Origin of the sequence: Methanococcoides vulcani (assembly GCF_900111645.1) — an archaeon.
GTDB classification, from domain to species: Archaea; Halobacteriota; Methanosarcinia; order Methanosarcinales; family Methanosarcinaceae; genus Methanococcoides; species Methanococcoides vulcani.
Genome location: NZ_FOHQ01000005.1, coordinates 117797 through 143447 on the forward strand (window position 1 = coordinate 117797; position 25651 = coordinate 143447).

Consider the following 25651-nt stretch of genomic DNA (forward strand, 5'->3'; position numbering starts at 1 on the left):
CTTTAAAATATAGAAATATCATTGGTCAGATACCATAACACCAGGATCGCGGAAAAGTAGGTACCTGTGAGTATCAATTCAGTTGCCCGGACGGGCCTTTTTTCCTCAAAGAAAAGTATTCTTCCATCATAACAACGTGCACTCATGGAAATGAAGATCTTCTCTCCCTGCTCCCATGACCTTATGAAAAGAGTTGTTGCAAGCATAGCAAGTGAATTAAGGGAAGTTCTCCAGTCCTTATATCCAAGCCTTACTGTCTGTGCATACCTGATACCCCATGCAACTTCAAGAAAAACAAAGATGTACCGATACATCATCATTGATAGCTCAATTAAGGAATCAGGCAACTTTGTAGCCTTTAGAACTGAAAACAACTCTACCATAGGTGTTGTCAGTGCAAGGAAGAACAGACATGACATACCGCTGAGTGTCCTTGAAAATACCAGCAATGCCATATCAAGTCCACCTGTGTTTATACCAAATCTGTAACTAAAAACATTAAATCCGAAAAGCTCAGTTCCGGAACCAAAGAAAAATGCTATGATGATAACACTTAAGATCACAAAAACAGCTGGAGCAGACAGAAGCTTCAGGTAAAATCCGACAGGGATCTTTCCAAAATGAACTGTTGCAAAGCTCATGCAAAAAGCTACAGTAAAAGGTAGGATGAAGGATTGTGAAGAAACACCCATTAACAGACCAAAAGTAATGATAGTGAGTTTAAGCCAGTTGTTTCGATACCTTAACGGACTCACCAGAGCATAATCATCAAGAATGTTCGTCATATTATGTTCACACCGTTAATTTCATTTTATTTCGTTTTTATTACGTAATTAAACATCATTAGGAAAAAGAATAGAAAAAGGTGATCCTTAACAAGGATCACCATAGAGATAAACAATCTTATTCAGACTGTTGTTTGCCTTTGTAATATCCGAAGAAGTAACCCAGAACGATTGCGCCAATAGCAGCCTGAAGTGCAAAGAGAAGACTCTCGGTTTCCCCTCCAGGAGGTTCGAACTTTACAGAGTTGACCCATGAATCAGCGGTCCATTCTTCGTATTGACCGTCTGTTATCTCAGCGATGACATCTTCTGCCTGACCGTCAGCACCACCAAACTCTGAGTCCGGGTTTGCTGCCATCCCATAGAAGAATGATGCTACGAATAAAATAGCTATCACTGCAAATATTGCTTCACCTTTCATTGGCTAGCCCCCTTTATTTTATCAAGGACTGATTCTGAAATAACATTGAGCTGTAAAAGTGCATCGCTCTTTACCTGTATAACGTACTTGAAGATAAGAGCTGTTAATGCACCTTCCATGATAGCCAGAGGGACCTGTGTTGTTGCGAATACCAGCATGAACGCTTTCAGTGACGCTGCAACTCCACCAACCTCTGCCGGGAAAGCTAAAGCAAGCTCAAGAGATGTTACGACATAAGTGATCCAGTCTGCGAATGTGGCAGCGAGGAATACGACCACATAGAAGTTGATGTTCGCTTTCATACCTACCTTATAGATAATATATGCTGCAACCGGGCCAATGATCCCCATTGATGCAACGTTTGCACCAAGTGTTGTAAGACCGCCGTGTGCAAGGAAGATTGCCTGGTAAAGCAGTACTATTGTACTCAGGACCGCTGCAATTGCAGGACCGAAAAGGATAGCTGCCATTCCTGTTCCTGTTGGGTGTGAAGAACTACCCGTAACAGATGGCATTTTCAAAGATGAAAGTACAAAGATGAATGCTCCCGCTACTGCCAGTAAAGGCAATAGTTCGCGCTTTTCAGATACAAGTTTGTTCAACCTGTATATACCAAAGAATATTATTGGTATAGAGAACACAAACCACAGTTGCCACCATGGTGATGGTAAAAACCCTTCAAATATATGCATTTTATTACTCCATTCCTGATTTATAATGAATTATATATCTAGCTAGATGAATTTACCTAAATCAATATTACTTGATTTGGATATTCCTACAATGGAAACTTTATATAAATACTTTGAGCTAAATAGTATAAGTTTTTTGGATAATACTGTTTAAAATGATTTCTATTACCACGACAAAAATAAGAAAAAATGGAAGAAAAATAAGAATACGTAAGTATTACCTTACAACTACGACACAATGAAGAACTGATTCCGCCTTTGGTGGTTCATCCACCGTCCCGCCTGCAATACGTTCCTCAGGATAACCGAAGTTCTCGCAGACATAGAGCTTAGCATCAACACCCATTTCTTTTAGCACTTCAGCTACCTCTGCAACGCCAAAAGTGTCAGCCGGAAGCATGAAAATGTCTTTCCCCAGTTCGATCTCCTGGATAAACGCCTTTTTTGCAGGTGCAGGGTCACGCCCATGAGCTGTTATTGCGGTTATGTTGGATAAGCTGACACCTAATCGAGAACATGCGACCTGAATGGAAGAAATTCCCGGTATGATCCTGTCGCCTTCCCTGGCAAACTTGCCAAGCCCGGAGAACATGGGATCGCCTGTGGAAAGCACCACCGCATCATCAGGCAGCTCGTGTAAAGCCTTGTAGTTCTTGATGATATTTGCCTCACACTCAATGTAAGGTTCAGCGATCTCAAGGGAGCGCTTCGAACCATAGACCACCGATGCGTTGCGTATGGCTTCGATAGCTTCCAGTGTCAGCATGTTCGGCCCGACGCCGACCCCTGCAATTATCATTTCTTTTCCCCACTATCCATAAGGACGGTGCCGTCCCTGTCCACTACAACAATGCGAGCACCTTTACCTTTCTCCACCGTTTTTGCAAATGCACGTTTAATGTGTTCACCTTCAGGTTCCACCTCGATCATCTCAGAGACCGTTGCAAACCCGCTGTCCTTGAGCATATCGGGATCTCCCCATTTCAGGATCAGACCCGGCAGGCCACAAATAGCTACCTCACCGGTTGTGGACTCCAGGAACTCGGATATCCGGCTTCCGGCAAGAACTACCGTATGATCAGGGAACAGCATTGTAGAATAACGGATACCTATACGACCGGTTGTAAGAACGACCTTTGAAGCTTCACGTACGAGATCACTCTTCATTTCACCAAGGTGATCGTTCCATGGCTCAACAAAACCTGTAGTTCCGAGAATGGAGATGCCACCCTCGACACCTATACGGCTGTTCAGTGTCTTCTTTGCGATCTCAGCACCTTTTGGAAGGGAGATCTCCACTTCAACGCCTTTGATGCCTATCTCTTCCACAGCCTCTGCAATTGCAGCCTTTATCTGTTGCATTGGTTTCGGATTGATAGCAGGATATCCCTTTTTGGACTGCAGCCCACCTCTTGTGACAATACCGATACCCTCGCCGGCAGTTATATTGATCTTGTCGGATTCAACCGCCTTTGACTCGAACTCAAGACCGCGGGTGATATCAGATTCATGGTCGTTTTTCAGTTTAACCGCAACAGCATATCCATCTTTTGCTTTTACATCCATGACAGCGCGAAGTCCTACAGGTGTGGGCACTGACACCCTGTTCACATCCTTCCTGAGTGACAGGACAGCTGCCTTTGCCGCAACGGTAGCAGTGGTCCCTGTGGTATAGCCTCGTCTTAGCACTGAACCATCGCTAAGCACCACCAGCATCCCGCTCTTTATACCCTCTTCAAGCTCATCGCGGGGTATTTTTGATCTATTGATCCACTCATCCGGGATCTTTGATTTGTTAACAGGATCGATAATTGACATTGCCAGTTATTCAATATCTTATGGTTATAAAAGTTACCGACCAACGAGCTAACTTATCCTGTCCTCTTGAACAGTTTATCAAGCTCTGCCCGGGTAAATGATATCATCGTTGGGCGGCCATGCGGGCAGGTGTATGGATTATCTGCCATATCCAGTTGCTTCAGAAGGCTCTCCATTTGTCCCATACTGCAACCAGCACCGGCTTTTATCGCTGCACGGCATGACATGGTCTTGCAAAGATTATCGAACATTCCGGTATCATTTTTCACCCTGCCTGTGGAAAGCAGGTCTATGATGATATCATGGATCAGCTCGGCACTTTCCATCTTTCCAAGAAGAGCCGGAACCGTAGTAACCACATAGCTGTTCGGACCAAATTCCGATATTGCAAAGCCCATTTCTTCAAGATAGGGTATATACTCCTCAAGCAGCACCTTTTCTTTGGATGTGAGGTCAAGCGTAACAGGTGTTATAAGCTCCTGCCAGCCGGAACTGCTGATGTCACAGATCTGCTCGTACATGACCCTCTCATGCGCAGCATGCTGGTCAACTATGACAAGCCCATTCTCCAGCTCCACAATAATATAAAGCTCATTGACCTGACCTACTATTCTTGCTTTATCAAGACCCGTAGGTGCTCTTTCAGGTTTCTTCGGGGTCTTTGACAATACCCTTTCAGAACGCTTTAGGCGCTTTTCCGTATCCCTGGCAGTGAAATGATAGGGTTCTTCCTCTTCCCGTATCAATGGAGAGATTTTGTTCTCAGGAACAGGGACCTCCAGTTCAAGCTTCTCTTCACGATTTGGTTCATTTGTCCCTTCAGGTCTTTCTTCAAGCATCTCTTCGGCCTTTTCCACAAAAACGGCCTGTACCGGCTTTTTTTCCGGTAAACTTATCTCAGGTACCAGCTGCTCAGCCTTCAATGCATTTTCCACAGCAAGAGTAACTGCATCACATACCTCACGCTCATGGCTCATTCTCACATACCTTTTTGCAGGATGTACATTGACATCCACCTCACTCAGATCCAGTTCCAGATCAAGGACCGCAACCGGGAAACGTCCCTTTGGGATCAGGTTGTAATAACCAAGTCTCACCGCATTGCTGATACTCTTTGAGGATATGCCTCTGCCGTTTATGAAAAAGTATTGCAGGTCAGTACCGCTGCGGCTTAGCTCAGGTTTTGAGATATAACCGGATATCTTCACGATATCCGACTTGAACTCCACAGGTATCAGCTTCTTTGCGGATTCACTTCCAAGCAGGTAGACGATGCTGTCAAAAATGTCACCCGATGTCGGAGAGCGTACAAGCACCTTGCCATCACTTATGAGAGTAAATGAGATCTCAGGATGACCAAAAGCATGTCTTGTAACAACATCAGTAATATGTGCAAGCTCGGTCCGCATGCTTTTCAGGTACTTCTTCCTGGCCGGTGTATTATAGAACAATGACTCTACCGAGATAGTGGTCCCCGGCGCAGCACCAACTTCCAGTACATTCTCTATTGAGCCACCGCTGACAACTACTTTTGTTCCGGAGATGCTCCCTTTTTCACGTGTGGTCAGGTACACTTTTGCAACCGCTGCAATGGAAGAAATAGCCTCGCCCCTGAAGCCCAAGGTAAGTACTCTTTCAAGATCCTCGATATGCCCTATCTTGCTGGTAGCGTGTTTTGTGAACGCAAGAGTGGAATCCTCCCGGGACATGCCTCGCCCGTTGTCAGTAACTGTGATCAGTTCCGTTCCGGCCCCCTTCACTTCCACTCGAACTTCGGTAGCTTCCGCGTCAATAGAGTTATCCAGAAGCTCTTTTACCACAGATGCCGGACGCTCTACGACCTCACCTGCAGCTATTTTGTTGATGGTAGCCTCATCCAGCACATGGATCCTGTTACCGCTCGCTTCTGCCATATTATTCCTCCGCGTTCTTTCCCGTTCTCTTCTGAAGTTCACAGAGCTTGTTCAAAGCATCCATAGGTGTCATGTTGTTGACATCAAGCCCTTTAAGTTCCTCAACTACAGGATCCTTCCCGACAGGAACCGAACCTTCCGGATCGAAAAGCATCAGCTGCGTATATTGTGCCGACCTTCTTTTTTTGCCACCCTTTGAACTGCTTTCCTTGCTGATGGAACTCTCATCCTCGATATCCTGCAGTATTTCCCTTGCCCTCTGGGTAACCTTGTGAGGTACACCTGCAAGCCGGGCGACATGTATTCCGTAACTTTTGTCCGTGGCCCCGGGTACTATCTTGCGCAAAAACACAAGGTCATCGCCATCTTCTTTCACTGCAATATGATAGTTCTTCACCCTTTTCAGGTCGGATGAGATATTGGTAAGCTGGTGGTAATGTGTGGCAAAAAGTGAGCGTACGCCGACCCGCCCTTTATTGTGAATATACTCGACCACAGCTTTTGCAATGCTGTAACCATCATAGGTACTGGTACCCCTGCCGATCTCATCAAGGAGAACAAGGCTTTTCGGAGTGGCGTTGTTCAGGATATTGGCAAGCTCCACCATCTCCACCATGAAAGTACTCTGCCCGCTTGCGAGGTCATCAAAGGCTCCCACCCTTGTAAATACCCTGTCCACGATACCAATGGATGCATGGGAAGCGGGAACGAATGAACCTGCCTGTGCCATTATCACTATTAATGAGACCTGACGCATGAAAGTGGATTTTCCTGCCATGTTAGGTCCTGTTATCAGCAGGAACTGGTTGTCAACACAATCCATTTCCGCATCATTGGGAACAAAACCACCGGGTACGGACCTCTCTACAACAGGATGCCTGCCTTCACGTATCAGTAACCTGCAATCAGAAGTGATGTTGGGTCTGACGAAATTATTGTTTACGGAAACCTCTGCAAGGCTTGTAACACAATCCAATTGCCCTATCAGGCCCGCAATGGTCTGCAACTGCGATGAATATGAAGCAACGTTCGAAGTGATATTGGAGAATATCTCATACTCCAGTGCTGTTATCTTCTCATCAGCAGAAAGGATGACATTTTCCCATTCCTTCAGTTCCGGAGTGTAGAACCTTTCCGCGTTCCTCATGGTCTGCTTGCGTATGTAATCATCAGGAACCTGTGATATGTTCGCCTTTGTGACCTCGATGTAATAGCCAAATACCTTATTGTAACCCACTTTAAGTGATTTTATCCCGGTCCTGTCACGCTCTTTCTGCTGGAATGAGGCTATCCATGACTTGCCTCCCTTGGACATTTCCTTGAGTTCGTCCAGAGCCTCGTCATAACCTGCTTTTATCATGCCCCCTTCCCTGACACTTACCGGTGGCTCTTCTACTATGGAACTATCTATTAGCTCCACGATACTGTCAAGCTGGTCAAATCCCAGAAGGCCACCCCTGATGCTTTTAAGCATCTCGCAGAGGTCATCGTCCCCAAGACATTCCACTATCAAAGGCACTGACTCAAGGGAGCGTTTTAGTGCAATAAGGTCACGTGCATTGGAATTACCATACATGACCCTTCCAATGAGGCGCTCAATGTCCTTTACAAAAGAAAGATGGGACCTGACATCGAACCGGATCATGGTACCGTTTGCCAGCGCCTCCACAGCATCGAGACGGTAATTGATTGCATCCACATCAATAAGTGGTTTTAAGAGCCATTTCTGAAGCAACCTGCCGCCCATTGGCGTTTTGGTCTCATCCAGCACTTTCAGTATGGACGTGTCATTTCCTTCCCCGCGCACGTTCTTTACTATCTCAAGATTTCTCAAAGTGATGGAATCCAGCACCATGAACTCAGAATCGGAATACGTCTTCAGCTCACTCACATGCCCGAGTTCCCTCATCTGGGTGCTCAACGCATAATCAAGAGCAGCGCCTGCTGAAGATATTGCATAGGGCAGGCCATCACAACCCATGCCCTCAAGAGTTGAGGCCTTGAAGTGCTCCTTAAGCTTCTTTTCAGAGGTCCCGATATCAAATGCCGCTTCTTCGAACTCATGCACCACTATCTTAAGTTCGTTCAGCCTTTCAACGATATGCCTGTCAGAATACATTTCAGGAGACAGGATACATTCCGATGGCCTCATCCTTGCAGCCTCACTGGCTATCCTGTCATATGGAGGAGCATCAGCGAACTGGGTTGTCAGGAACTCTCCTGTGGATACATCCAGAAATGAGACACCATAGTTTCCCTCCCCGCCTGAGACAGACATGAGATAATTGTTAGATGAATCCGTGAACATTGAGGTATCAATTGCAGTCCCGGGTGTTACAACCCTGACGACCCCACGTTTCACAACGCCCTTTGCCTTCTTCGGATCCTCAAGTTGCTCACAGATGGCTACCTTGTAGCCCTTTTTGATCAGACGCGGGAGATAGTTGTCAATAGCATGATAGGGAATACCTGCAAGAGGCATCCTTTCACCGTCCTTGTCCTTTCCCCGCGTGGTCAGGGTGATCTCAAGTTCCTTTGCAATGGTCTTTGCATCTTCCCCGAAGGACTCATAGAAATCCCCCATCCTGAAGAAGATCAGTGCATCGCTATGTTGCTGCTTGGCATCATAGTACTGTTTCATTGCAGGTGTTAATTTATTCATTCTTGCTCCACGGTGAATTGGTCTGGTGAATTTATCAGTTTGTTGGTATTTTTGTTTTTGCATTGCAGATGTATTCCTGAGGAAGATGGAAAGGCCAAAAAATGAGAGAAAAGAAAGTTGGTGGAGAAATAATTGTATTAACTGTTTTAATTGAAAGGGTGATGTAAAGAAGTTGTTTATATCACCCTTTTAGAAAATATCATTCCGAGAAAGCCAGATATCCCGGAAGTATAAGGTTTGCTACCGGTACAATGGTCAGGACTCCAAACCATTTCGACCTGCCAAGGACGCCGGCTATCTCGCCCCAGATGTACATCAATACAAGGATATTGACGTATGGGATCAACATACCAAGGAAATACCATAGAGACTTCCTTGCAGTCCTGCACATAAGTACAACGTTAAGGATAGGTATCCATGCCATCCAGGCATTCTCTGTGTTAGTTCTGTTTGCGATCCTTTGCAGCGAATAGGAATAGTATGCATATAGTCCAAGCGCCGCCACAATAAAGATTAAGATTAAAGTTTCATCGATCATTTATTATCACTATTTTTTTCTATTGTTTTTTGTTTTTTAAGGAACCACGTATAATGTTGCTTACCATGTCGATATTTAGACAAGTCTTACTATGAATTTGCAATATTTAAATTTTGGCTTTGATATAACGAGCATCAGAGACCAATAACAGCACTCTCTGATCCGATGAAAATAAAAATAAAAAAAGAAAGGTAGCAGAACAATTGCAATATATCCGGCTGCCTTTAGAAAATAAGGGAATGATCACGTCACATTTATGTCCATTCCCTTTGCCTCGGCCCTGACCTCCGGGTTGTAGTAGGAGTAGGCACTACTCTCCTGTACCAATGCCTTGACTGGGAACATAGCTCTCATCTGCAGTGAGAAGTTCATTTCCTCGCCAGCCATCATCTCATCGATATAGAGGACGACCTTGCGGCCTGCGATCTCATAGCGAGTGATGGTACCATCATTCTTGAGCTCCTCAAGGCTTGCAGAGACCGGTGTGAAACCTGTAGGTACCGCAATATCCACTATCATCATGCCACTGGATTCAACAACTCCCCTGATACCTGGCATTCCATTGTACTTCAGGCGCACATCGACGTTCACAATGTCATCCACAGCAACATCGGTGGAGTCGTATTCCACATCCAGCTCGATCTCCTCATGTTCGATGACATCCGGAAGGATCACATTGAAGCGCCTGACAAGCTGGTAGTTGAGTTCACCGCTTCCTTCAAGGGTCATATTGATACTTTCGGTACCTTCCGCAACTTCGATGATGTTAACGACATCGTAATTCTCGGATGTGACCCTGATGCTCTTAAGTTCCTCACCATCACCACTGACGGTTATGGTAGCATCCACGTCCCTTCCTGCAACTGCTGCAGCCGTCATCAATGCCCTGAATGCCATAACAGTATCCTGGGTGCTTGAGAAACCTCCATTGGAATTACGCTGTGCTGCGATCCATTTAAGTGATGAGCTTGCTGCAGGGTCATTAACTTCTATCAGGGCAAGTGTCGCATATGCCGTTGTCTCAACGTTCTTGCTTGAGACAGGATAGATGCCATAGCCTCCGTATTCGTAGGGTTCCGGAACCACGTCATCATAGCCCCAGTACATGCCATTCTCATCTTCCTTTGCCATTGCAAGCAGTTTGGCCCTGGCCTCATCTGCCTTCTCGCTCTCAAGCTTTTCAAGTGCAAGCGTTCCCACCGCAAGAGTGTATGGGTCATCCTGGGCATCGAGGTTATTCTCCAGGTAACCCAGAGCACCTTTCATGACTTCCGGAGTGGCATATCCGTACTCATCAAGTGCAAGAGTGACATATGCTGTCAGGGCATAGGTGCCGCTGACCCCACCCATCATATCCTGATGGATGACAAATCCCACAGACTCCCAGGAACCATCCTCCTTCTGGTGTGAACCGATCCACTCTGCTGCATCCTGCAGGACGTTCTCATCTATGGTCGTGATATCCCTGGCACCGCTGAACTGTGAGAGCACAAATGCTGTAAGCCACAAACTGCCTTCAGGATCGCTTTCACCGAATGCAGAGAAGGCACCGTCCGAATGCCTGAAGGTCAGTTCCCTCTGGTAACCGGTTATTATGTATGTCTGCGCCTTGGCCTCGATCTCCGGGTTCTGCTGTCCGGTAGCCTTGAGATATCTCAGCACTTCCACATCAGTTGAGAAGAACATCATGTTCTGCTCGCCACAACCGTATGGCATGCCCAGAAGGTCGTCAACCCCGCTGATGGTCTGTGCTACAATGCTTGGAGTAAAGCTCACCATCACCTTGCCGGAATCCGGTACAATGTCCACAGGCAGCGTGGTATCCAGTTCAACGGAGCCTTCCTTGAGGATGCCATTGTCCACGATCTCCCTGGTAACACCTTCTGCTTCAACGATCAACGTCTTGCGCACAGCATCGGCCTTCTCTGTGGTCTGTCCCGTCAGCTCGACCTCCTGGACACCTACCTCCGTAGGCCTTATGGTGAAACTTGCATGGGTCACACTGTTGGCATCCACACTGACCTTTACGACATCCTCACCCACCAGATCGAACCAGTCTGCACCGGAAAGTGTCAGCTGTACGTCCTGAGGCCTGTCAAGATAGTTGTAAACCTGCACCTGGACAGGGAACTCTTCCCCGCGAATTACCGCATAAGGAAGGTCAGGATCAATGAAGAAATCCTGGAACACTGTAAGTCCTGCTTCGGATATTCCAATACCTTCCGGACTGGAGGATACTGCATGCAGTCTCCAGGTGGTGATGGAATCCGGTGCGTTCAGGTCAAGGGATGCCAGCCCCATCTCATCCGTCATGAGATCAGGCATCCATATCCATGTTTCAGGGAAGAACTGGCGAACCCTTTCCACTTCCGCAAGGGAGCCATCCGAATCTGCATTAGTTGGTGCCATGGCCGGAGCTTCCATGACCATTTCCTCCTCGACCTCTTCCACCATCGCCATGTCATCCATCGCGAACATACGGTCGACAAAGCCACCCTCGGCCACTTCAGCCTCACCTTTCGGAACATCAAAGCCACCGGATGCCAGAACTATCAGGCCTGCATCATCAATGACATCATAGGCAGTTTCCTGATACCAGCCATATCTCGGATGTGCCTCGACCTGTGGCTCCATGAACCTGAGCTCAAGCTCATCGAATACCTGCTTCAGGTTGAGCCTGCCTTCGCTCAATGCATAGACAGATTCATCAACTATGGAAAGGCCGATCATGGACTGTGTGCCTGCATCCAGTTCCACTGAAACGTTCTCACCTGGTGCCACTGTCTCCTTATCGAATCCTGAGGACAGGTCCACCTGCGTGCTGAACTTCACATCGAAAGGCAGGCTGTCGGCTGATACCTCATTGTTCGGATTGATCATGTATGCAACCACCTTTGCAGAAGGGCTCATCTGCATTGTGACCGGGATGCTTATCTGTGCTTCATCACTTGTAGCAGAATAAACAGTCCTGCCGTTTGCGAACACATCATAGAACACTGTTCCCTTGTTGGTAGAATAGACCTTGAAAGTGATACTTTCCCCCACTTCAGGTGTGCCTTCACTTACCTGGCTCAAATGAAGGAAACTTGCACTTGGGGAATATACCGCATTCAGATGATCGGAGACCTCCACACCTTCCGAGATAGCATATATCTCCAGATCAAGGGCATCTTCAGGTACTTCGAGTGTCACCAGGGCAATACCGTTCTCAGTATTGACGATCTGTTCCTGCTCATCCCTCTCATAGTTGTCATCCCTGAAATCCACAATGAGCTTTACTTCCTTTTCCAGTGGCTCCCCTCCGGGATCCTTTGTCACTATCAGTACCTGAAGCGGCATTCCCGGCTTTATGGAATCGGACTCAGGTATCATCTGGAGGACAAGAGGGTCCTGTGCAATGGCCAACAGTTCGGTGGTTTCCTCACTGTGCCCACCGGTGTCTGTTACGGTAACGTTGAGCATAACACTGCCCTGTCCGCCGGCACCATAGGTACCTGCAACATACTCTGTGGGTGGAAGTTCGAACTCAACTGAACCTTCCTCAAGTGGTCCGCTGAATGTCGCATATTCCTCCCACACTCCCACATATCGCATAGCCTTTATCTCGACGTCACCTTCGACATCCTTTCCAAAGAAATACTGTGCCGAAACCGTTCCTGTGATCGGATCATCCACAAGGAACCAGCTTTTCTCGGTGGAAACTTCCAGATCGAACTTCGGAAGCACATATTTCTCCACCCTGATATCCACCTCTGACATGGATGTTCCGGATGTTGCCTTTATCTTCCATGTACCAAGGTTCAGCTCGGAAGCCAGTGGCAGATCAAAATAGGCAACACCATAATCGTTGGTGGTGAGATCATCCTTGAACACTTTCACGCCTTTAGCATCTGATATTTCCACAGTTGTGTTCTGAACCACAGGGACCAGATTGTTGTTCAGGCAAAGAAGACGCACATGCACTGTCTGCCCTGGCTTGTAGATCGGTTTATCGGTCTCTATGAAGATCGGGTTGTTCTGAACGACCTGTATGGTCGTTGTGAAACCGGCTTCTGCACCCACCGGAGTTGCGGTAAGTGTGTAACTGCCTTCCTCAACTTCCGGGACATCGAACTTCGCAACAGAATTACCCGAATCAGAGGTAGCAGCCTTTACCAGTGGAATTACCTCGCCTGCAGCACTTGTAAGAGTGTATTCAAAACACCGGCTTACAGGAGCATCATCAAGGAAAGCCGACATGGTAACAGAGCTTTCCCCGCCTGAGAACAGCGCCTTTGGAACCAGTATCAGGTACTCATCCTCTGTGGAATAGGTACCTCCCTTCTCACAGGAAAGGGCTTCGTTCGCAGGGGGATAATCCACCCCTTCATCCTGGCCTATACAGCCTGCTATCAGGATACATGACAGCAGGAACAATACGATGAATGACTTTTGCACAATTCCGATGGACCTCATTTTAACACTCCCATAGATCAATATGATTACTATCTAAAAGAAAATTAGTCCCTATCTGGTATAAACTTAGCTTAAACTTCGAAACTGTTCGTAGCTATAAATTTCAATTTCAAGCCGGAAAGGAAAAGATAAGATAAGATAAGAAAAGAGGAAAATAAAGATGGAGAGGATGAAGAAGAAAGGTTGTGTCCTGCCATTTCTGCCCCGGACACACAATAAAATTAAATTAATCCAGCAGATGCAGACCCGCTAACTTTGCTTTTTCCATAAGTTCGGTGTCTTTCTTGACCTCTCTCGGAAGGTCAAATCCTGCAGCAACCAGCCTGTCCTTGACCTCCATTCCAAAGAAGGTTGTCAAGCATTCACTGAACTCATCAAACACGTTCTCATAGGTGGATTTATCAGGCGCCCCCTGTGACCTTACAAGAACAGCTTTCTTCCCCACAGGTATCCTTGGTTTCAGTTCAGCGTCCACAAGTGCATAACAGCGGTCAAGGAAAAGTCTCATCTGGCCTGTGAACTGGAAGAAATAGATAGATGATCCGAAAACGAACCCGTCTGCTTCTTCTATCTTTTTGTAAACCTCTGTCATGTCATCCTTGATCTTGCATTCCGGCATAACATTGCAGAACCCACAGCCCTGACAGCCTTTGAAGTTCAGGTCATTGATATAGATCGTTTCTGTTTCAGCACCGCTCTCTGCAACTCCTTCAAGCACTTTCTGCACTACAACATCCGTGTTCCCGTTCTTTCGGGGACTTCCTACAATACCCAATACTTTCATGTTTCCACATCCTGAGATTATAATACATATGTAGATTTTTTATGCTTAAACTTATCTAAGGGTAGTCAAACTTTATTTCACAAAAACGGATCAAAGTGAAAACAAAATGATAACTGAAAAGGATAAAGGACAAGAGCAGAAGCAAAAACAGGAAATGCTCGACGATGAAGAACTCGATGACCTGATGATCAAGACAGCAAAATCACAGATAAGGTCGGATTACAGGCGCAGTCTTGGATGTGAGAATTCCCGAAGGTGCATGGACCTGAAGATGAACAAAAAAGATGAATGATCTTACTCATTCTCATCTTCAGATAACCAGTCTCTTTTTCATCATATTGACCGAGACCACGAACAATATGAAACATACTACGACTATCCACAGCAGATGCCAGAGCAGGAACAGACCCGGTGTTCCAAAGGTCAGTGACCGTATTATCATGACCACATGCGTCAGCGGCAATACTGCCAGTGCAATATACTGAATGATCTCAGGCAACACGTTCAGCGGGAAGAATGTTCCACTGAAAAGGAACATAGGAGTTATGAAAAGAAGTATCGGATAATTGATCGACATTATGTTAGGGGTCACAGCCGTAATGCACATTGCAAGACCTGCGAACAATAACCCTGCCAGAAAAGCAAATGGTATGATCAACAACGAATAAGGGATATCGATCAGACCGAAAAGTGCGATCACTGGAAGCATCAATGTGGCGCTTATCAGGCTCCTTGTGGCCCCCCACAACAGCTCACCCACGATCACATCCTCAATGCTAAGCGGTGTTGCGATAATGGCATCGAAGGTCTTCTGGTAGTACATTCTCACATAGGAACCGTAGCTGCATTCGAAGAACGCACCATACATCACAGATACCGATATCAATGCCGGAGCAATGAACTTTGCATAGGAGACACCATCGATCTCTTCGATGAACAGTCCCAGCCCGAAACCCATGGCAAAAAGGTAGAGCAGAGGTTCAATGAACGGCGGAAGGAAATTGAGCTTTGCGTTCTTCATGAAAACATCCTTGTTCCGCCGCCAGACCTTGATGGCACCCGATGTTAATTTCGGCATTTTTAAGTACATACCTACGTTCATGATCTCACTCCCTCAGTTTCCTGCCTGTGAGCTTAAGGAACACATCCTCAAGGGTCGACGCCCTTGCAGTGACACTGGTAAGCCTGCACTCCGATAACAGATGGTCTGCTATTTCCTGTGGATCATCGGTATATATCTGTATTTCATCCCCGAGGATCTCGTAGTTTGCCTGATGCTTATCAAGACATGAGATAACATTGGGATCATTATCGGCTTCTACTATAGCGGGACCTATGTATTCATTGATCATGTCTTCAGGAGTACCTTCGACCAGTATTTCACCATGATCCATGATCACCAGCCGATCACACAACTGGGCAGCCTCCTCAAGGTAATGCGTGGTAAGCACAATGGTCACCCCTTCCTTTTTGAGCCCTTTGAGCTTATCCCACATCAAATGCCTGGACTGGGGGTCCAGTCCCACCGTAGGTTCATCCAGTATCAGCAGCCTGGGCCTGTTTATCAATGCCCGTGCAAGTACCAGCCGTCTCTTCATACCGCCCGAGAGGGACTCTGTCATCGTATCTCGCTTTTCTTCCAGATGGACAAACTCAAGAAGCTCGTCTACTCTTCTTTTAGCCTCATCTTCAGGAATATCAAAATATCGTGAAAAAACTAAGAGATTCTCATATACAGTAAAATCAGGATCCAGATTGTTCTCCTGTGGAACAACTCCCATCCAGAACTTGATCTCACGCTGACGCGTATTCACATCCATCCCGAAGACCTCCAACTTACCCGAGGTCATCGGAGAAACACACTGTATCATTCGCATGGCAGTGGTCTTTCCCGCACCGTTGGGACCTAGAAAGCCGAACATCTCCCCTTCTTCCACAGAGAAAGCTACAGAATCCACGGCTAAAAAATCCCCGAAGACCTTTTTTAAATTTTCAGCTACGATAACAGCAGTAATGGTACATCACCAGTTCTTTGTTTATAATAAACAATTGTGATGAGACTTGATATAGATTTCTTATTTTTCTTATTATGTCTGTAAAAAAGCAAGTTGAAATCTCAGATAGAAAACACCAAAATTTCAGTAAGAAATTCAATGTAAAAATAACATCAGAATGAAAATCAATAGGAATGGAGACCCGAGAATAAGTCCGATTGAGCAAAGCGAAACGGACCCGCGCTCAAGAAGCGAGATCTTGTGATGGGGCCGCTGAGATTTGAACTCAAGTCGCAAGACCCCCAGCCTTGCAGGATGGACCAGGCTACCCTACGGCCCCACGGGGTCGAACTATAATAGTAACTTTCAGTATATCATTCTTTCTGATGGGATGCCTGTGAGCTCTCCCACTGCTCATATGCATCCACGATCTCCTGTCCTTCAAGGAAGACAAGATCATGAAGCTGGGCATATTCTATTGCATCTTCTCTGGAAAGGGCCTTGCCGTTGGAATCATCAAGCATCTCACAGACCACCATTGCAGGTGTAACTGCTGCCATCTTTGCAATAGCAATGGAGAGCTCTGTTTGTCCCCTGCGCTCATGTACCAGCCTGTCAGCTGCACGCAAAAGTGCAACATGGCCAGGTGTACGGAACTCAGAGCCGAAATCCACTTCTTTGCCATCAAGGGCCTTTTCAGTGATATTCGACAGCTCGTTTATGGTCAGTGCCCTGTCATTGTCAGGAATGCCTGTGCGTGTTCTCCTGTGGTTCACCCATATGGAGAATGAAGAGCGACTGTCGTAGGCAAGATCGCCACCCCTTTCAACGATAGTGCCAAGAGCAGGATAGTTGTCCACCTCATCACGCAGGATATCGGAAATGAAAGGAAGACCAAGCTTTTCAGAAGATTCCCCATCCAGCGCAACACAGATCAATCCGCCACCGTCCCTGCGCATCCAGCGCACGTCATCGGGAGTAACAGCTCCTGCAGCGATCACAAAATCAGTCTCTCCTTCACGGCTGTCGGAATCGAAGATGAAGAACATCTCACCGTTCTGTGCGGCCTTCAATGCTTTATTGATATTATCACTGTAATTTTCATTGGAACTCATAGGAATCACTCACATGCGCTTCGGTCTTCTATTGTAATCTTTACCTCATCCCCGTCCTTGAGATCCAGTGTCTCCCTGAGGTGGACAGGGGATATGATCTCCAGCAGATCATGGGGATAATGTGAACGTTCAGGTGTCACCACTGCACCGGGAATACCTTCAACCTCCACAAAATAGCAATTGCAGCTTCCAAAGGTACGCTGCCCGTTAGTAAAACCGGAAATTTGTATCATATTCTTCAGACTTCTATTCTTCTGTACGTCTGCACTATGATCGGTAAGTCTCACATTAAGCGTACCCGGATAAGGTACAAAGTCCAGCTTTTCCTCGAACTGGGAACGGTAACCTTCCTGGGCAATATAATACTGTCCTTCTCCAAGACCTGTTATAACATTTCCGTACAGTTCCACCTTCTTTTCATCACCACAAAAGATGTGCCTGTAATCACTGTATTCTCTCTCAAGCCATATACGACCTTCATCTGTTATGGAGATCATCTGACCTTCAGGGATAATGCTGCGCTTTATCAGACCTTCCTCTTCAAGCTGTTTCAATGTTCTTGCAGCTGTCTTGGAACTGGTGAAAGTATATTTGGTAAACTCGCTGGAAGAGATCTTGACAGGTCTCTTGAGTGCGCCCAGAAGGGCCAGATGTTTCAAAGAATTTATGCGATGCATTTGTAGGACCTTTATTGACTCAAATATGAGATGCATCTCAAATATGAGATGAAAGGAAATAAATGTTTTGTTAAATCGTTCTTATAATTCAGAATGCTTTATAATACAATAAAGAGATATTTGATTTCAGGTTCCGGATGCTAGACGCATGAGAATACAAGGTCATCGCCTTGTTCCTAAGGAGAAGGATAATGGTATACAGATTGGGCAAAGAGGGAGAGAACAGACCAGACACTGATGACTGGCGTTTGGACCTATACAAACTGATCTTTGAAGCCAATTCTCCTTATGGAAAATATTTTGATGTTGCCTTGATAATAACGATCGTTCTGAGTGTTGCTGTGGTAATGCTCGACAGTGTCCATTCGATCAACATCGTTCACCATGAGAAGTTCTACCTGGCAGAAATAATATTCACTGCCCTTTTCACCATTGAGTATTTTCTGAGGATCATCTGTGTCAAAAGCAAAGTACGTTATGCGACCAGTTTTTTTGGTGTCATCGATCTTCTTGCCATAATCCCGACATATCTTAGCATGCTCCTTCCAGGAAGCCAGTATCTGCTAATAATAAGAGTGATGCGCTTGCTAAGGATATTCAGGGTACTCAAACTCGTCCAGTACCTCTCAGAGGCCGAGATACTGGTACAGGCCCTTAAAGACAGTAGCAGGAAGATAACCGTTTTCATGTTCACTGTCCTGAACCTTGTGATAATATTAGGCTCCCTGATGTATGTCATCGAAGGGGAGCAAAGCGGATATACAAGCATCCCGCGAAGTATCTACTGGGCCATAATAACACTGACAACTGTGGGATATGGTGACATAGTCCCTATCACACCACTGGGTCAGGCAATGGCATCCGTTGTAATGATACTCGGTTATTCGATCATCGCAGTTCCCACAGGAATAGTTACCCATTCGATCATTAACAGGAGCATGGACGCCATGCCTATAGAAATAGCAGAAGAGACAAAGGATGTCGCAGTGAATATAGCATGTCACAACTGTGGCTTGCAGGGTCACGATACTGATGCTTATTACTGTAAATACTGCGGAGCAAAGCTTTGAAAAATATATCTTAAGATAGTGATAACATGGAGATTCTACTCACCACGATCATCGATACCGCCATGGTAATAGGTCTGACAGCAGCTTTCCTTTTCTTTGATATCATTATCCGTCACAATCTGAAAATGAGCCTTTCAGGTATCGGTTCAGATCTTGCTATAGGAGCTTTTTCAGTTCAGATAGCAGTGATAGCAGCACTGTTGACAGCTGAGGTTACACCAGAGATCGCCACCGATGGTATGCTTCTTGCTCTCTTTGGATGCTTGTGGGCAACTACTCTCTGGCAAAGCTCAAAAAGAAAGACATCCGGCTATACGATCTCATTCATAACAGGCACAACGATCTTTACAATTTCCGTAGCCCACCTGCTGGAACTCCATAACCCCTCCTTACTGGGAGCTGCAGTTGCAGTTGCTGTGATCCTAGGCTTTATTGGTTCTACCCTAACAAAGAATCTCTATAACGAATCCATCGTGAAAAAGTTCGATCATATGCTGGGCAAGGTTACCGCTTACGACCTGATAGAGATTTCGACAAAAAGCACATCAAGAGATGTAGATGATCCATTATCTTCGGCTGTTGATAGTATTCGATGCGCTATCAGGGAAGATGATGAAGATAAATTCAGAACAGGATTGCAAAAGATCACAACGATCGCGCAGAACCTCATGACAGGTTCAAAGGACACCACTGAAATTACCAGGCATATGAATTCACATTTGCTTGAAATGGGGTTCATCGCATTGGAAAAGGATGGTGAGGCAACAAAAACTATTATCAATTCCATAGGAGCTATCGGAACGTCAGCTTCAAACCATGGAAGCCAGGCTGGTGCTGTTGCTTCAATTGCGACTATCGGGTCTCTTTTCGCAGCAGCAAAAAGAAGACACACAATGGATATACAGCGCCAGTTCGTTGGAGCCACAGGAGATATTACACGATCAGCTGCCAGCCTGAAACAGGAAGCTACAGTGGAAAAGGGGCTTGTCCTGTTCAAAGAGATAGGTGACAACGCTGCATTTTCAGGGGACTCATCCACAATGACAGCAGTCAACGAAGAAATGCTGGAACTTGCAAGGATAGCAGCAAACAAGGAACATACGACCTACACCAGGTCGATCGTGCTTACAATGCGTGATATTGGTACCCGGATCCTGAGACTGGAAGGCAACGAAAGGCAGGAAGCCTTCAAACAACTGATGGACTCCTTCAGGAGAATGGGTAAATTCATGTCCCATAGGGATGGGCTAGAGGTAACCTGGGCAATGCGTGACCTTGGAATTGCAGCCTCACGTGAGCATCTTGGAGACGAAACCCTGAGGGTCATAAAAGAGCTCGAAGAAGTTGGAATTACAGCCCTTAAGGACGGATCAGATGAAAGGGCAGATGAAATGGTCCGGCAGGTCATCGTTTCACTTCAGGAGATATGTATCTCTTCAATGCGTTCTGAACTCCCAGCAGCTATCAGTGCAGTTGGAACTGCTTTTTCAAGGATAGAAAAATACGATGAAGCTGCCATCATGATACAGGATGCTGTGATGGATATTGGGGAATACAAGACAGGTGAGGATAAGCTCTACCAGCTTTTTTTAAAGGAATACGGCGGGAAAACTTACTGACTCCTGCCTGACCCTTTTTAAGACTACTGGAATGTCCGGACGTCGAACAGAACATGTATAGCCTTTAAAAATAAAATAGTATAATACTATGAAATCCCCGAACGACCTCTCACTTATCGCTCCGTGTGGGATGAACTGTGGCATTTGCATGGCTTACCTGAGAGATAAAAATAAGTGCCCCGGCTGTAGAGGATTAGATGTTACTCGCTCCAAATGCAAACAGATCAAGCACTGTCCTACTTTTGAAAATGGCAGGGCACAATTCTGTTTTGAGTGTGAAAAGTTCCCCTGCAGCAGATTGAAACACTTAGATGAAAGGTATCGAACCAAATACAATATGAGCATGATCGAAAATCTCGAATATATCAAAAAATTTGGTTTAAAAGAATTTGTGAAAAATGAAAAGACGAGATGGACCTGTCCTGAATGTGGAGGTACTATTTGTGTACATAAGGGATATTGCCATAGTTGTGGTAAAAAGAAAGAGTGAGATCTGTGAATAATTAACATTCATCAACACTTCTGCCAACTTCTAATTTGCAAAATTTACTATTATTGCATATACTTTGTGTAAAGGCACAGTTTTTAATCTTTCAAACCGATATTCATTGCAGTCAAATAAGGCTTTTTTCAAATTCTTCCCTGAAAATATGTTGTCTATCGCTATGGACATAACATATATGTATTGTAATAGTCTTCTAATCCATACTAAATAATCAATTATGTAGGTGTTTTTAATGGAACTTAACGGAGTAGAGATCGAAGATACATTCGCAGAGGCCTTTCCAATCAAAATGGCACGTGTACTGATCACAGCCGCAACAATGCGCTGGGCAACAGTTGCAGCTCAGGAAGCAACCGGGTTCGGAACATCCGTCATTGGATGCCCTGCTGAAGCCGGCATTGAGATGTACGTAGACGGTAGTGAGACACCAGACGGCAGACCAGGTGTTTACATACAGATCTACACCTTCGGATACAAGTCACTTGAAGGACAGCTTCTGGAGCGCATTGGCCAGTGTATCCTGACAGCACCAACAACCGCAGTGTTCAACGGTCTCCCTGATGCAGAGAAGCAGTTCGACACCGGAAACAAGCTCAGATACTTCGCAGATGGAACAGAATCCCAGAAAGAGGTCGGCGACCGCAAGATGCACGTGATCCCAATGATGGAGGGTGACTTCCTTGTAGAGGATTCCATTGGTGGAGTAGAAGCTATTGCAGGTGGAAACTTCTTCATTTTCGCAGACACACAGATGAACGCTCTTACCGCAGCAGAAAATGCAGTTGATTCTATCCAGGCTGTCGAGGGTGTAGTCACACCATTCCCAGGCGGAATCGTTGCAAGTGGTTCCAAGGCAGGAGCAAACAAGTACAAGTTCCTCAAGGCAACAGCTAATGAGAAGTTCTGCCCAAGCATCAAGGATAAGGTCGAAGGTTCAGAGATCCCTGCAGATGTCAACTGTGTTTATGAGATCGTGATTAACGGTGTAGACGCAGATGTTATCAACGAAGCAATGGCAGCAGGTATCGAAGCAGCTGTAGCAGTTCCAGGTGTCAAGAAGATCACCGCAGGTAACTACGGTGGAAACCTCGGACCACACAAGTTCAACCTGCACGACCTTTTATAAGGTCGTCCTTTTTTCTCTTTTCTATTTTAGGTTTCTTTCAGGAATTTTTACTAAATCCATTAACATTTAAGTCTTAGAATTTCACAGGTGAGACCATGCAGGAATACCTACGTTCTACCGAGATGATCGACTGGAATCATCCTGAAGTCAAAAAGCTTGCAAAGGAACTTGCTTTTGGACTGGATGACCCTGTCGAAATAACAAGGAACTGTTTTGAATGGGTAAGGGATGAGATCTACCACAGTCATGATCACTGCATGAACCCTATCACACTGAAAGCTTCGGAGGTACTGGAAGCAGGTACTGGTTATTGTTATGCAAAAAGCCATCTTCTGGCAGCTTTATTGAGAGCAAGCTCAATTCCCACGGGGTTTTGCTACCAACGTTTGAGCAGGGATGAAAATGGTGAACCGTTCTGTCTTCACGGATTAAATGCTGTCTACCTGCCTGAGATCGGCTGGCATCGCATCGATGCAAGAGGAAATAAGAAAAGTATTGATGCACAGTTCAACCCTCCGGAAGAGACACTTGCATACGAAATTAAGGTCGAAGGCGAAGCTGACCTCCCGGAGATATGGGGTGATCCGTTACCTGTTATTGTTGATGTGCTGACAAAATATGATAATTATGAAGATGTCTGGGAAAATCTTCCTGACATCCCACTGATACAAAAACCATCATTCAAAAGATCATGAGCAATAGGTCATTTCAAAGACCTATCGCCATAAGACCTGCACCGATCACTTCCCTTGGATCGATACCTGTCACCTGCACCATAACATAAACACCAAGGAACGTACCTATGGTGCTTCCAATATTGGCAAATGCAGCTACCATGATCACACGGAAGAAATTGTTTTTCTGAAGCTCTTTGAAACTTTCAAGCTTGACAACTTCCTTAAGGTCTGCAGTAGTAGGATTCCTCTGTCTAGCTTCCATCAATCCTGCGAACCATCCTGCCGCCATCATCGGATTCAGGGATGTAAGCCATGCTACAAGGAAAGCGGTGATGATCGAATACGGATGTCCTTTTGCAAGAGCAGCTCCGATGGAACTTAAGATTCCGTTTATGATGAACCACCAGCCAAAAGCCAGAAGCAACAGCTCGATCGGTGTACCTGACATTATCAGCAGCAGGAAGGTTGCAATAGCCAGAGCGACAATACCAATTCCAATGATCTTCATGAAATTGAAGCGCTTCTGTGGAAGCTCGGTAAGTGAGGACATTGGAGGTATGGACTTTGGATCCTTGAGATATTTCTCAACCCCTGTCTTATGTCCGGCACCAAGAACTGCAACTATCTTCTTGTTGCCCCCTCTGGCAACCTTGACGAGATTTCCTGCAATGTAAGCATCTCTCTCATCGATCAGAACAGCGGCAGCATTCGGAGATGCAGCACGCAGCTCATCTGTGAGCATGGTAACCATGTCCTGATTGGTGATGTTATCAATATCAATGTTCTTTGAAGAGCCGATCCCTAAAGCAGAAGCAACAAGAGTTACAACGATATTCAGTTTTTCAAAGAATCCCATCTTGCTCCAGAAACGCTGCAGGGTCAGCTGGATATCACGATCAACAAGGGCTATTTTTGCCCCACTGGCTTCTGCAGCATCGATGGCAGCGATCATCTCAGCGCCAGGCTGGACACCCATCTCATCCCCGATCTTCTTCTGCACATAGGCAAGCAGCAAGTGTACAAGGAAATAGTAGATCTTCCCACCGCTTAGAATATCCTTGATGGGTATCTCTGAATCCTTAACTTCACCTTTCAGTGAATCATATCTGCTTTTGCAAAGCTCTACAGCCACTATATCGGGTTTCTCGCGCTCAATGGTACTTTTTACCTCATTGACACTCTTCTCCGAAACATGTGCCGTTCCCACGATGATTATCTGGGAAGGCTGGGGAGTAGGCTGAAGAGAATCCGGTTGCTTTATCATGGGAATAAGAGAAGGCGTTTGTGAAAAAGTTGCATCGCCCTGGCCTGAATAAGTTGAACCCGATACCGTATCGTAATTATAATTAGAAGCAGCTTTCTGAGAATCCGTTATGACCTGATCATCCGGCCTCTCTTCTGCTTTTTTGTAGGTCATACTGTCCATTTTCTACATCACTCGTTCAATAACATCATTGTATGCATCAGGTCGGTCCTGGAAAGGATACCAGACACAGAACCATTTTCATTGACCACCAATACCCTGCCAATGTTGTTAGAGACCATCAGCTTAAAAGCATCTGCGGCAGTCGCCTCTTTTGGTATCGTTACAATATCTTTTGTCATAACATCGGACACCAGTACACTGTAGCGGTCCAGAGGCATTACCTTGCGTACATCTGTAAATGTAATGATACCTTTTAAAGTGTTGTGTTCTATCACAGGATATCCCATATGCTTCTTTTCGAACATGAACTGGGTCAGATCATCAATCGTCAATGACGGCTCTACCGAGACAATATCCTTTGTCATAACTTCACTGACAGGTACTTTCTCAAGGGTCACTGTAACAGCTGTGGAACGGTCCTCACCTGATGCTCCCATGTAAACAAAGATAGCAATAAGGATAAGCCAGGGATTCCAGGGATTTGATAACAGACCCAGCATTCCCAGCAGGAATGCGAACATCTTACCGACAGCTGCTGCTGCGTGGGTTGCCTGTATGTAAGGCATCTTCCTTGCAAACCATGCACGAAGTATTCGTCCGCCGTCCATAGGAAAAGCAGGGAGCAGGTTGAACATACCAAGGACAATGTTGATGGCACCTAACATCTGTACCAGCCTGAATATGACCGAATCCGCAAACGAAGCAACAGCACCGGCTACTGCAAAATTGAGCAGTAGCAATGAGCCTCCGATAATAAAACTGACCAAAGGCCCTGCAAAGGCCATCTTTGCTTCCTGCTTCGGGTCCCTCGGGATCTCCTCCATGGAGGAGACACCCCCTATCAGGAACAAAGTTATATCTGTGATTTTTACACCATACTTCTTTGCAAGGTAAGAATGCCCCAGCTCATGAAGCAGAACACAACCAAAGAGAAGTATAGTTGTCAAAAAAGATAAGGCGTATCTCAATACTACCGGCACTACATCACTGAAGCCATACGGTGCCGGATTCATGGCAAAAACAAGTGTAAAAAATGGAAGAACTAAAAGAAATGTTATGTGTATCTTAATAGGGATACCGATAATTGTTCCAATTTTGAAAGAATTTGCCATAGATTCAAATTTTAGCTTTATTATATTTAGTATTATCTGGTCAACACTTTTAGTGATCTTATTTTCCGGTCAATAACTTGCTTAGGTTACTTTGATGATACCTTTAATAAATACTTTTAATCAGTATTTTTAGTTAGTACCTTTAATTAGTACTTGTAGTCAGTATTATGTTCCAGCAGTATTTTTAGGATCATGTTAGTCAATTTGCTGATCAATGATCAGTAGCAAGTGAATCAATTCGACAATATTGATTTTATTATTA

The 25651-nt window shown here is 45.5% G+C and carries 22 protein-coding genes and 1 tRNA gene; 6 read left to right on the forward strand and 17 right to left on the reverse strand.

All coding sequences use genetic code 11. The features are described from left to right. Positions 1-2 precede the first annotated feature (2 nt). From cbiQ to BMX02_RS08550, 10 genes are all read right to left on the reverse strand, one after another. Positions 3-785 (reverse strand): cobalt ECF transporter T component CbiQ, encoded by a 783-nt coding sequence (gene cbiQ / locus BMX02_RS08505; RefSeq protein ID WP_091690259.1) that lies wholly within the window; start codon positions 783-785, stop codon positions 3-5. A 118-nt stretch (positions 786-903) separates the two neighbouring features. Continuing rightward, a complete protein-coding gene (locus BMX02_RS08510; RefSeq protein ID WP_091690260.1) occupies positions 904-1206 on the reverse strand; it encodes an energy-coupling factor ABC transporter substrate-binding protein in 303 nt (100 codons plus the stop codon). Next, positions 1203-1898 carry an energy-coupling factor ABC transporter permease gene (locus tag BMX02_RS08515; protein ID WP_091690261.1) on the reverse strand — a complete coding sequence of 232 codons (696 nt, stop codon included), beginning with the start codon at positions 1896-1898 and terminating at the stop codon, positions 1203-1205. The genes BMX02_RS08510 and BMX02_RS08515 overlap by 4 nt, the downstream gene beginning before the upstream one ends. A 217-nt stretch (positions 1899-2115) precedes the next feature. Continuing rightward, entirely contained in the window at positions 2116-2697 is a 582-nt protein-coding gene (locus BMX02_RS08520) for a cobalt-precorrin-7 (C(5))-methyltransferase (RefSeq protein ID WP_091690262.1), read from the reverse strand. Continuing rightward, positions 2694-3710: a cobalt-precorrin-5B (C(1))-methyltransferase gene (locus BMX02_RS08525; RefSeq protein ID WP_091690322.1), complete on the reverse strand. Its 1017-nt coding sequence runs from the start codon at positions 3708-3710 to the stop codon at positions 2694-2696. The genes BMX02_RS08520 and BMX02_RS08525 overlap by 4 nt, the downstream gene beginning before the upstream one ends. 59 nt (positions 3711-3769) lie before the next feature. After that, positions 3770-5629 (reverse strand): DNA mismatch repair endonuclease MutL, encoded by a 1860-nt coding sequence (gene mutL / locus BMX02_RS08530; protein WP_091690263.1) that lies wholly within the window; start codon positions 5627-5629, stop codon positions 3770-3772. Position 5630: 1 nt separating this feature from the next. Next, positions 5631-8291 carry a DNA mismatch repair protein MutS gene (gene mutS, locus BMX02_RS08535; protein ID WP_091690264.1) on the reverse strand — a complete coding sequence of 887 codons (2661 nt, stop codon included), beginning with the start codon at positions 8289-8291 and terminating at the stop codon, positions 5631-5633. A gap of 199 nt (positions 8292-8490) precedes the next feature. Continuing rightward, a complete protein-coding gene (locus BMX02_RS08540) occupies positions 8491-8829 on the reverse strand; it encodes a DUF5684 domain-containing protein (RefSeq protein WP_091690265.1) in 339 nt (112 codons plus the stop codon). 243 nt (positions 8830-9072) lie between these two features. After that, positions 9073-13284: an alpha-2-macroglobulin family protein gene (locus BMX02_RS08545; protein ID WP_091690266.1), complete on the reverse strand. Its 4212-nt coding sequence runs from the start codon at positions 13282-13284 to the stop codon at positions 9073-9075. Positions 13285-13510: 226 nt separating this feature from the next. Then, positions 13511-14068: a flavodoxin family protein gene (locus tag BMX02_RS08550; RefSeq protein WP_091690267.1), complete on the reverse strand. Its 558-nt coding sequence runs from the start codon at positions 14066-14068 to the stop codon at positions 13511-13513. Positions 14069-14174: 106 nt separating this feature from the next. Here BMX02_RS08550 and BMX02_RS08555 point away from each other — a divergent pair, with 106 nt between their 5' ends. Continuing rightward, the gene (locus tag BMX02_RS08555; protein ID WP_091690268.1) at positions 14175-14360 is read left to right on the forward strand and encodes a hypothetical protein; all 186 of its coding nucleotides are present in this window, start codon (positions 14175-14177) and stop codon (positions 14358-14360) included. 18 nt (positions 14361-14378) lie between these two features. Here the strand turns inward: BMX02_RS08555 and BMX02_RS08560 are convergent, their stop codons facing one another. The 5 genes from BMX02_RS08560 to BMX02_RS08580 form a co-directional block, all read right to left on the reverse strand. Continuing rightward, entirely contained in the window at positions 14379-15170 is a 792-nt protein-coding gene (locus BMX02_RS08560; protein ID WP_091690269.1) for an ABC transporter permease, read from the reverse strand. Between the two features lie 4 nt (positions 15171-15174). Beyond that, on the reverse strand, positions 15175-16026 hold the full coding sequence (locus BMX02_RS08565; protein ID WP_244625217.1) for an ABC transporter ATP-binding protein: 852 nt from the start codon (positions 16024-16026) through the stop codon (positions 15175-15177). Between the two features lie 301 nt (positions 16027-16327). Then, positions 16328-16402 (reverse strand) — tRNA-Pro (locus tag BMX02_RS08570). A gap of 34 nt (positions 16403-16436) precedes the next feature. Continuing rightward, positions 16437-17177, reverse strand: a complete 741-nt coding sequence (gene ribB / locus BMX02_RS08575) for a 3,4-dihydroxy-2-butanone-4-phosphate synthase (RefSeq protein ID WP_091690271.1) — start codon at positions 17175-17177, stop codon at positions 16437-16439. A 5-nt stretch (positions 17178-17182) separates the two neighbouring features. Further along, complete coding sequence (locus BMX02_RS08580) at positions 17183-17854, reverse strand: winged helix-turn-helix domain-containing protein/riboflavin kinase (protein ID WP_091690272.1); 672 nt, start codon at positions 17852-17854, stop codon at positions 17183-17185. Between the two features lie 191 nt (positions 17855-18045). Here BMX02_RS08580 and BMX02_RS08585 point away from each other — a divergent pair, with 191 nt between their 5' ends. The 5 genes from BMX02_RS08585 (at position 18046) to BMX02_RS08605 (ending at position 22869) form a co-directional block, all read left to right on the forward strand. After that, positions 18046-18924 carry an ion transporter gene (locus BMX02_RS08585; RefSeq protein ID WP_091690273.1) on the forward strand — a complete coding sequence of 293 codons (879 nt, stop codon included), beginning with the start codon at positions 18046-18048 and terminating at the stop codon, positions 18922-18924. A gap of 26 nt (positions 18925-18950) precedes the next feature. Then, a complete protein-coding gene (locus tag BMX02_RS08590) occupies positions 18951-20543 on the forward strand; it encodes a hypothetical protein (protein WP_091690274.1) in 1593 nt (530 codons plus the stop codon). Between the two features lie 88 nt (positions 20544-20631). After that, the gene (locus BMX02_RS08595; RefSeq protein WP_091690275.1) at positions 20632-21033 is read left to right on the forward strand and encodes a DUF3795 domain-containing protein; all 402 of its coding nucleotides are present in this window, start codon (positions 20632-20634) and stop codon (positions 21031-21033) included. A 247-nt stretch (positions 21034-21280) separates the two neighbouring features. Beyond that, a complete protein-coding gene (gene fhcD, locus BMX02_RS08600) occupies positions 21281-22174 on the forward strand; it encodes a formylmethanofuran--tetrahydromethanopterin N-formyltransferase (protein WP_091690276.1) in 894 nt (297 codons plus the stop codon). A gap of 95 nt (positions 22175-22269) precedes the next feature. Further along, entirely contained in the window at positions 22270-22869 is a 600-nt protein-coding gene (locus BMX02_RS08605) for a transglutaminase-like domain-containing protein (RefSeq protein WP_091690277.1), read from the forward strand. A 13-nt stretch (positions 22870-22882) separates the two neighbouring features. On the opposite strand, the gene BMX02_RS08610 is transcribed toward BMX02_RS08605, so the two are convergent. Then, a complete protein-coding gene (locus BMX02_RS08610) occupies positions 22883-24268 on the reverse strand; it encodes a TraB/GumN family protein (RefSeq protein ID WP_394328888.1) in 1386 nt (461 codons plus the stop codon). A gap of 17 nt (positions 24269-24285) precedes the next feature. Then, complete coding sequence (locus tag BMX02_RS08615; protein WP_091690279.1) at positions 24286-25389, reverse strand: CBS domain-containing protein; 1104 nt, start codon at positions 25387-25389, stop codon at positions 24286-24288. Between the last annotated feature and the right edge of the window lie 262 nt (positions 25390-25651).

Bases quoted from the DNA above. Each gene is read 5' to 3' on its own strand.
- BMX02_RS08510 (WP_091690260.1), bottom strand. From the start codon at position 1,206: ATGAAAGGTGAAGCAATATTTGCAGTGATAGCTATTTTATTCGTAGCA.
- BMX02_RS08520 (WP_091690262.1), bottom strand. From the start codon at position 2,697: ATGATAATTGCAGGGGTCGGCGTCGGGCCGAACATGCTGACACTGGAA.
- BMX02_RS08590 (WP_091690274.1), top strand. From the start codon at position 18,951: ATGGAGATTCTACTCACCACGATCATCGATACCGCCATGGTAATAGGT.
- BMX02_RS08585 (WP_091690273.1), top strand. From the start codon at position 18,046: ATGGTATACAGATTGGGCAAAGAGGGAGAGAACAGACCAGACACTGAT.
- BMX02_RS08595 (WP_091690275.1), top strand. From the start codon at position 20,632: ATGAAATCCCCGAACGACCTCTCACTTATCGCTCCGTGTGGGATGAAC.
- BMX02_RS08615 (WP_091690279.1), bottom strand. From the start codon at position 25,389: ATGGCAAATTCTTTCAAAATTGGAACAATTATCGGTATCCCTATTAAG.
- cbiQ (WP_091690259.1), bottom strand. From the start codon at position 785: ATGACGAACATTCTTGATGATTATGCTCTGGTGAGTCCGTTAAGGTAT.
- BMX02_RS08560 (WP_091690269.1), bottom strand. From the start codon at position 15,170: ATGAACGTAGGTATGTACTTAAAAATGCCGAAATTAACATCGGGTGCC.
- BMX02_RS08555 (WP_091690268.1), top strand. From the start codon at position 14,175: ATGATAACTGAAAAGGATAAAGGACAAGAGCAGAAGCAAAAACAGGAA.
- mutS (WP_091690264.1), bottom strand. From the start codon at position 8,291: ATGAATAAATTAACACCTGCAATGAAACAGTACTATGATGCCAAGCAG.
- BMX02_RS08605 (WP_091690277.1), top strand. From the start codon at position 22,270: ATGCAGGAATACCTACGTTCTACCGAGATGATCGACTGGAATCATCCT.
- BMX02_RS08550 (WP_091690267.1), bottom strand. From the start codon at position 14,068: ATGAAAGTATTGGGTATTGTAGGAAGTCCCCGAAAGAACGGGAACACG.
- BMX02_RS08610 (WP_394328888.1), bottom strand. From the start codon at position 24,268: ATGACCTACAAAAAAGCAGAAGAGAGGCCGGATGATCAGGTCATAACG.
- BMX02_RS08545 (WP_091690266.1), bottom strand. From the start codon at position 13,284: ATGAGGTCCATCGGAATTGTGCAAAAGTCATTCATCGTATTGTTCCTG.
- BMX02_RS08515 (WP_091690261.1), bottom strand. From the start codon at position 1,898: ATGCATATATTTGAAGGGTTTTTACCATCACCATGGTGGCAACTGTGG.
- BMX02_RS08580 (WP_091690272.1), bottom strand. From the start codon at position 17,854: ATGCATCGCATAAATTCTTTGAAACATCTGGCCCTTCTGGGCGCACTC.
- fhcD (WP_091690276.1), top strand. From the start codon at position 21,281: ATGGAACTTAACGGAGTAGAGATCGAAGATACATTCGCAGAGGCCTTT.
- BMX02_RS08540 (WP_091690265.1), bottom strand. From the start codon at position 8,829: ATGATCGATGAAACTTTAATCTTAATCTTTATTGTGGCGGCGCTTGGA.
- mutL (WP_091690263.1), bottom strand. From the start codon at position 5,629: ATGGCAGAAGCGAGCGGTAACAGGATCCATGTGCTGGATGAGGCTACC.
- ribB (WP_091690271.1), bottom strand. From the start codon at position 17,177: ATGAGTTCCAATGAAAATTACAGTGATAATATCAATAAAGCATTGAAG.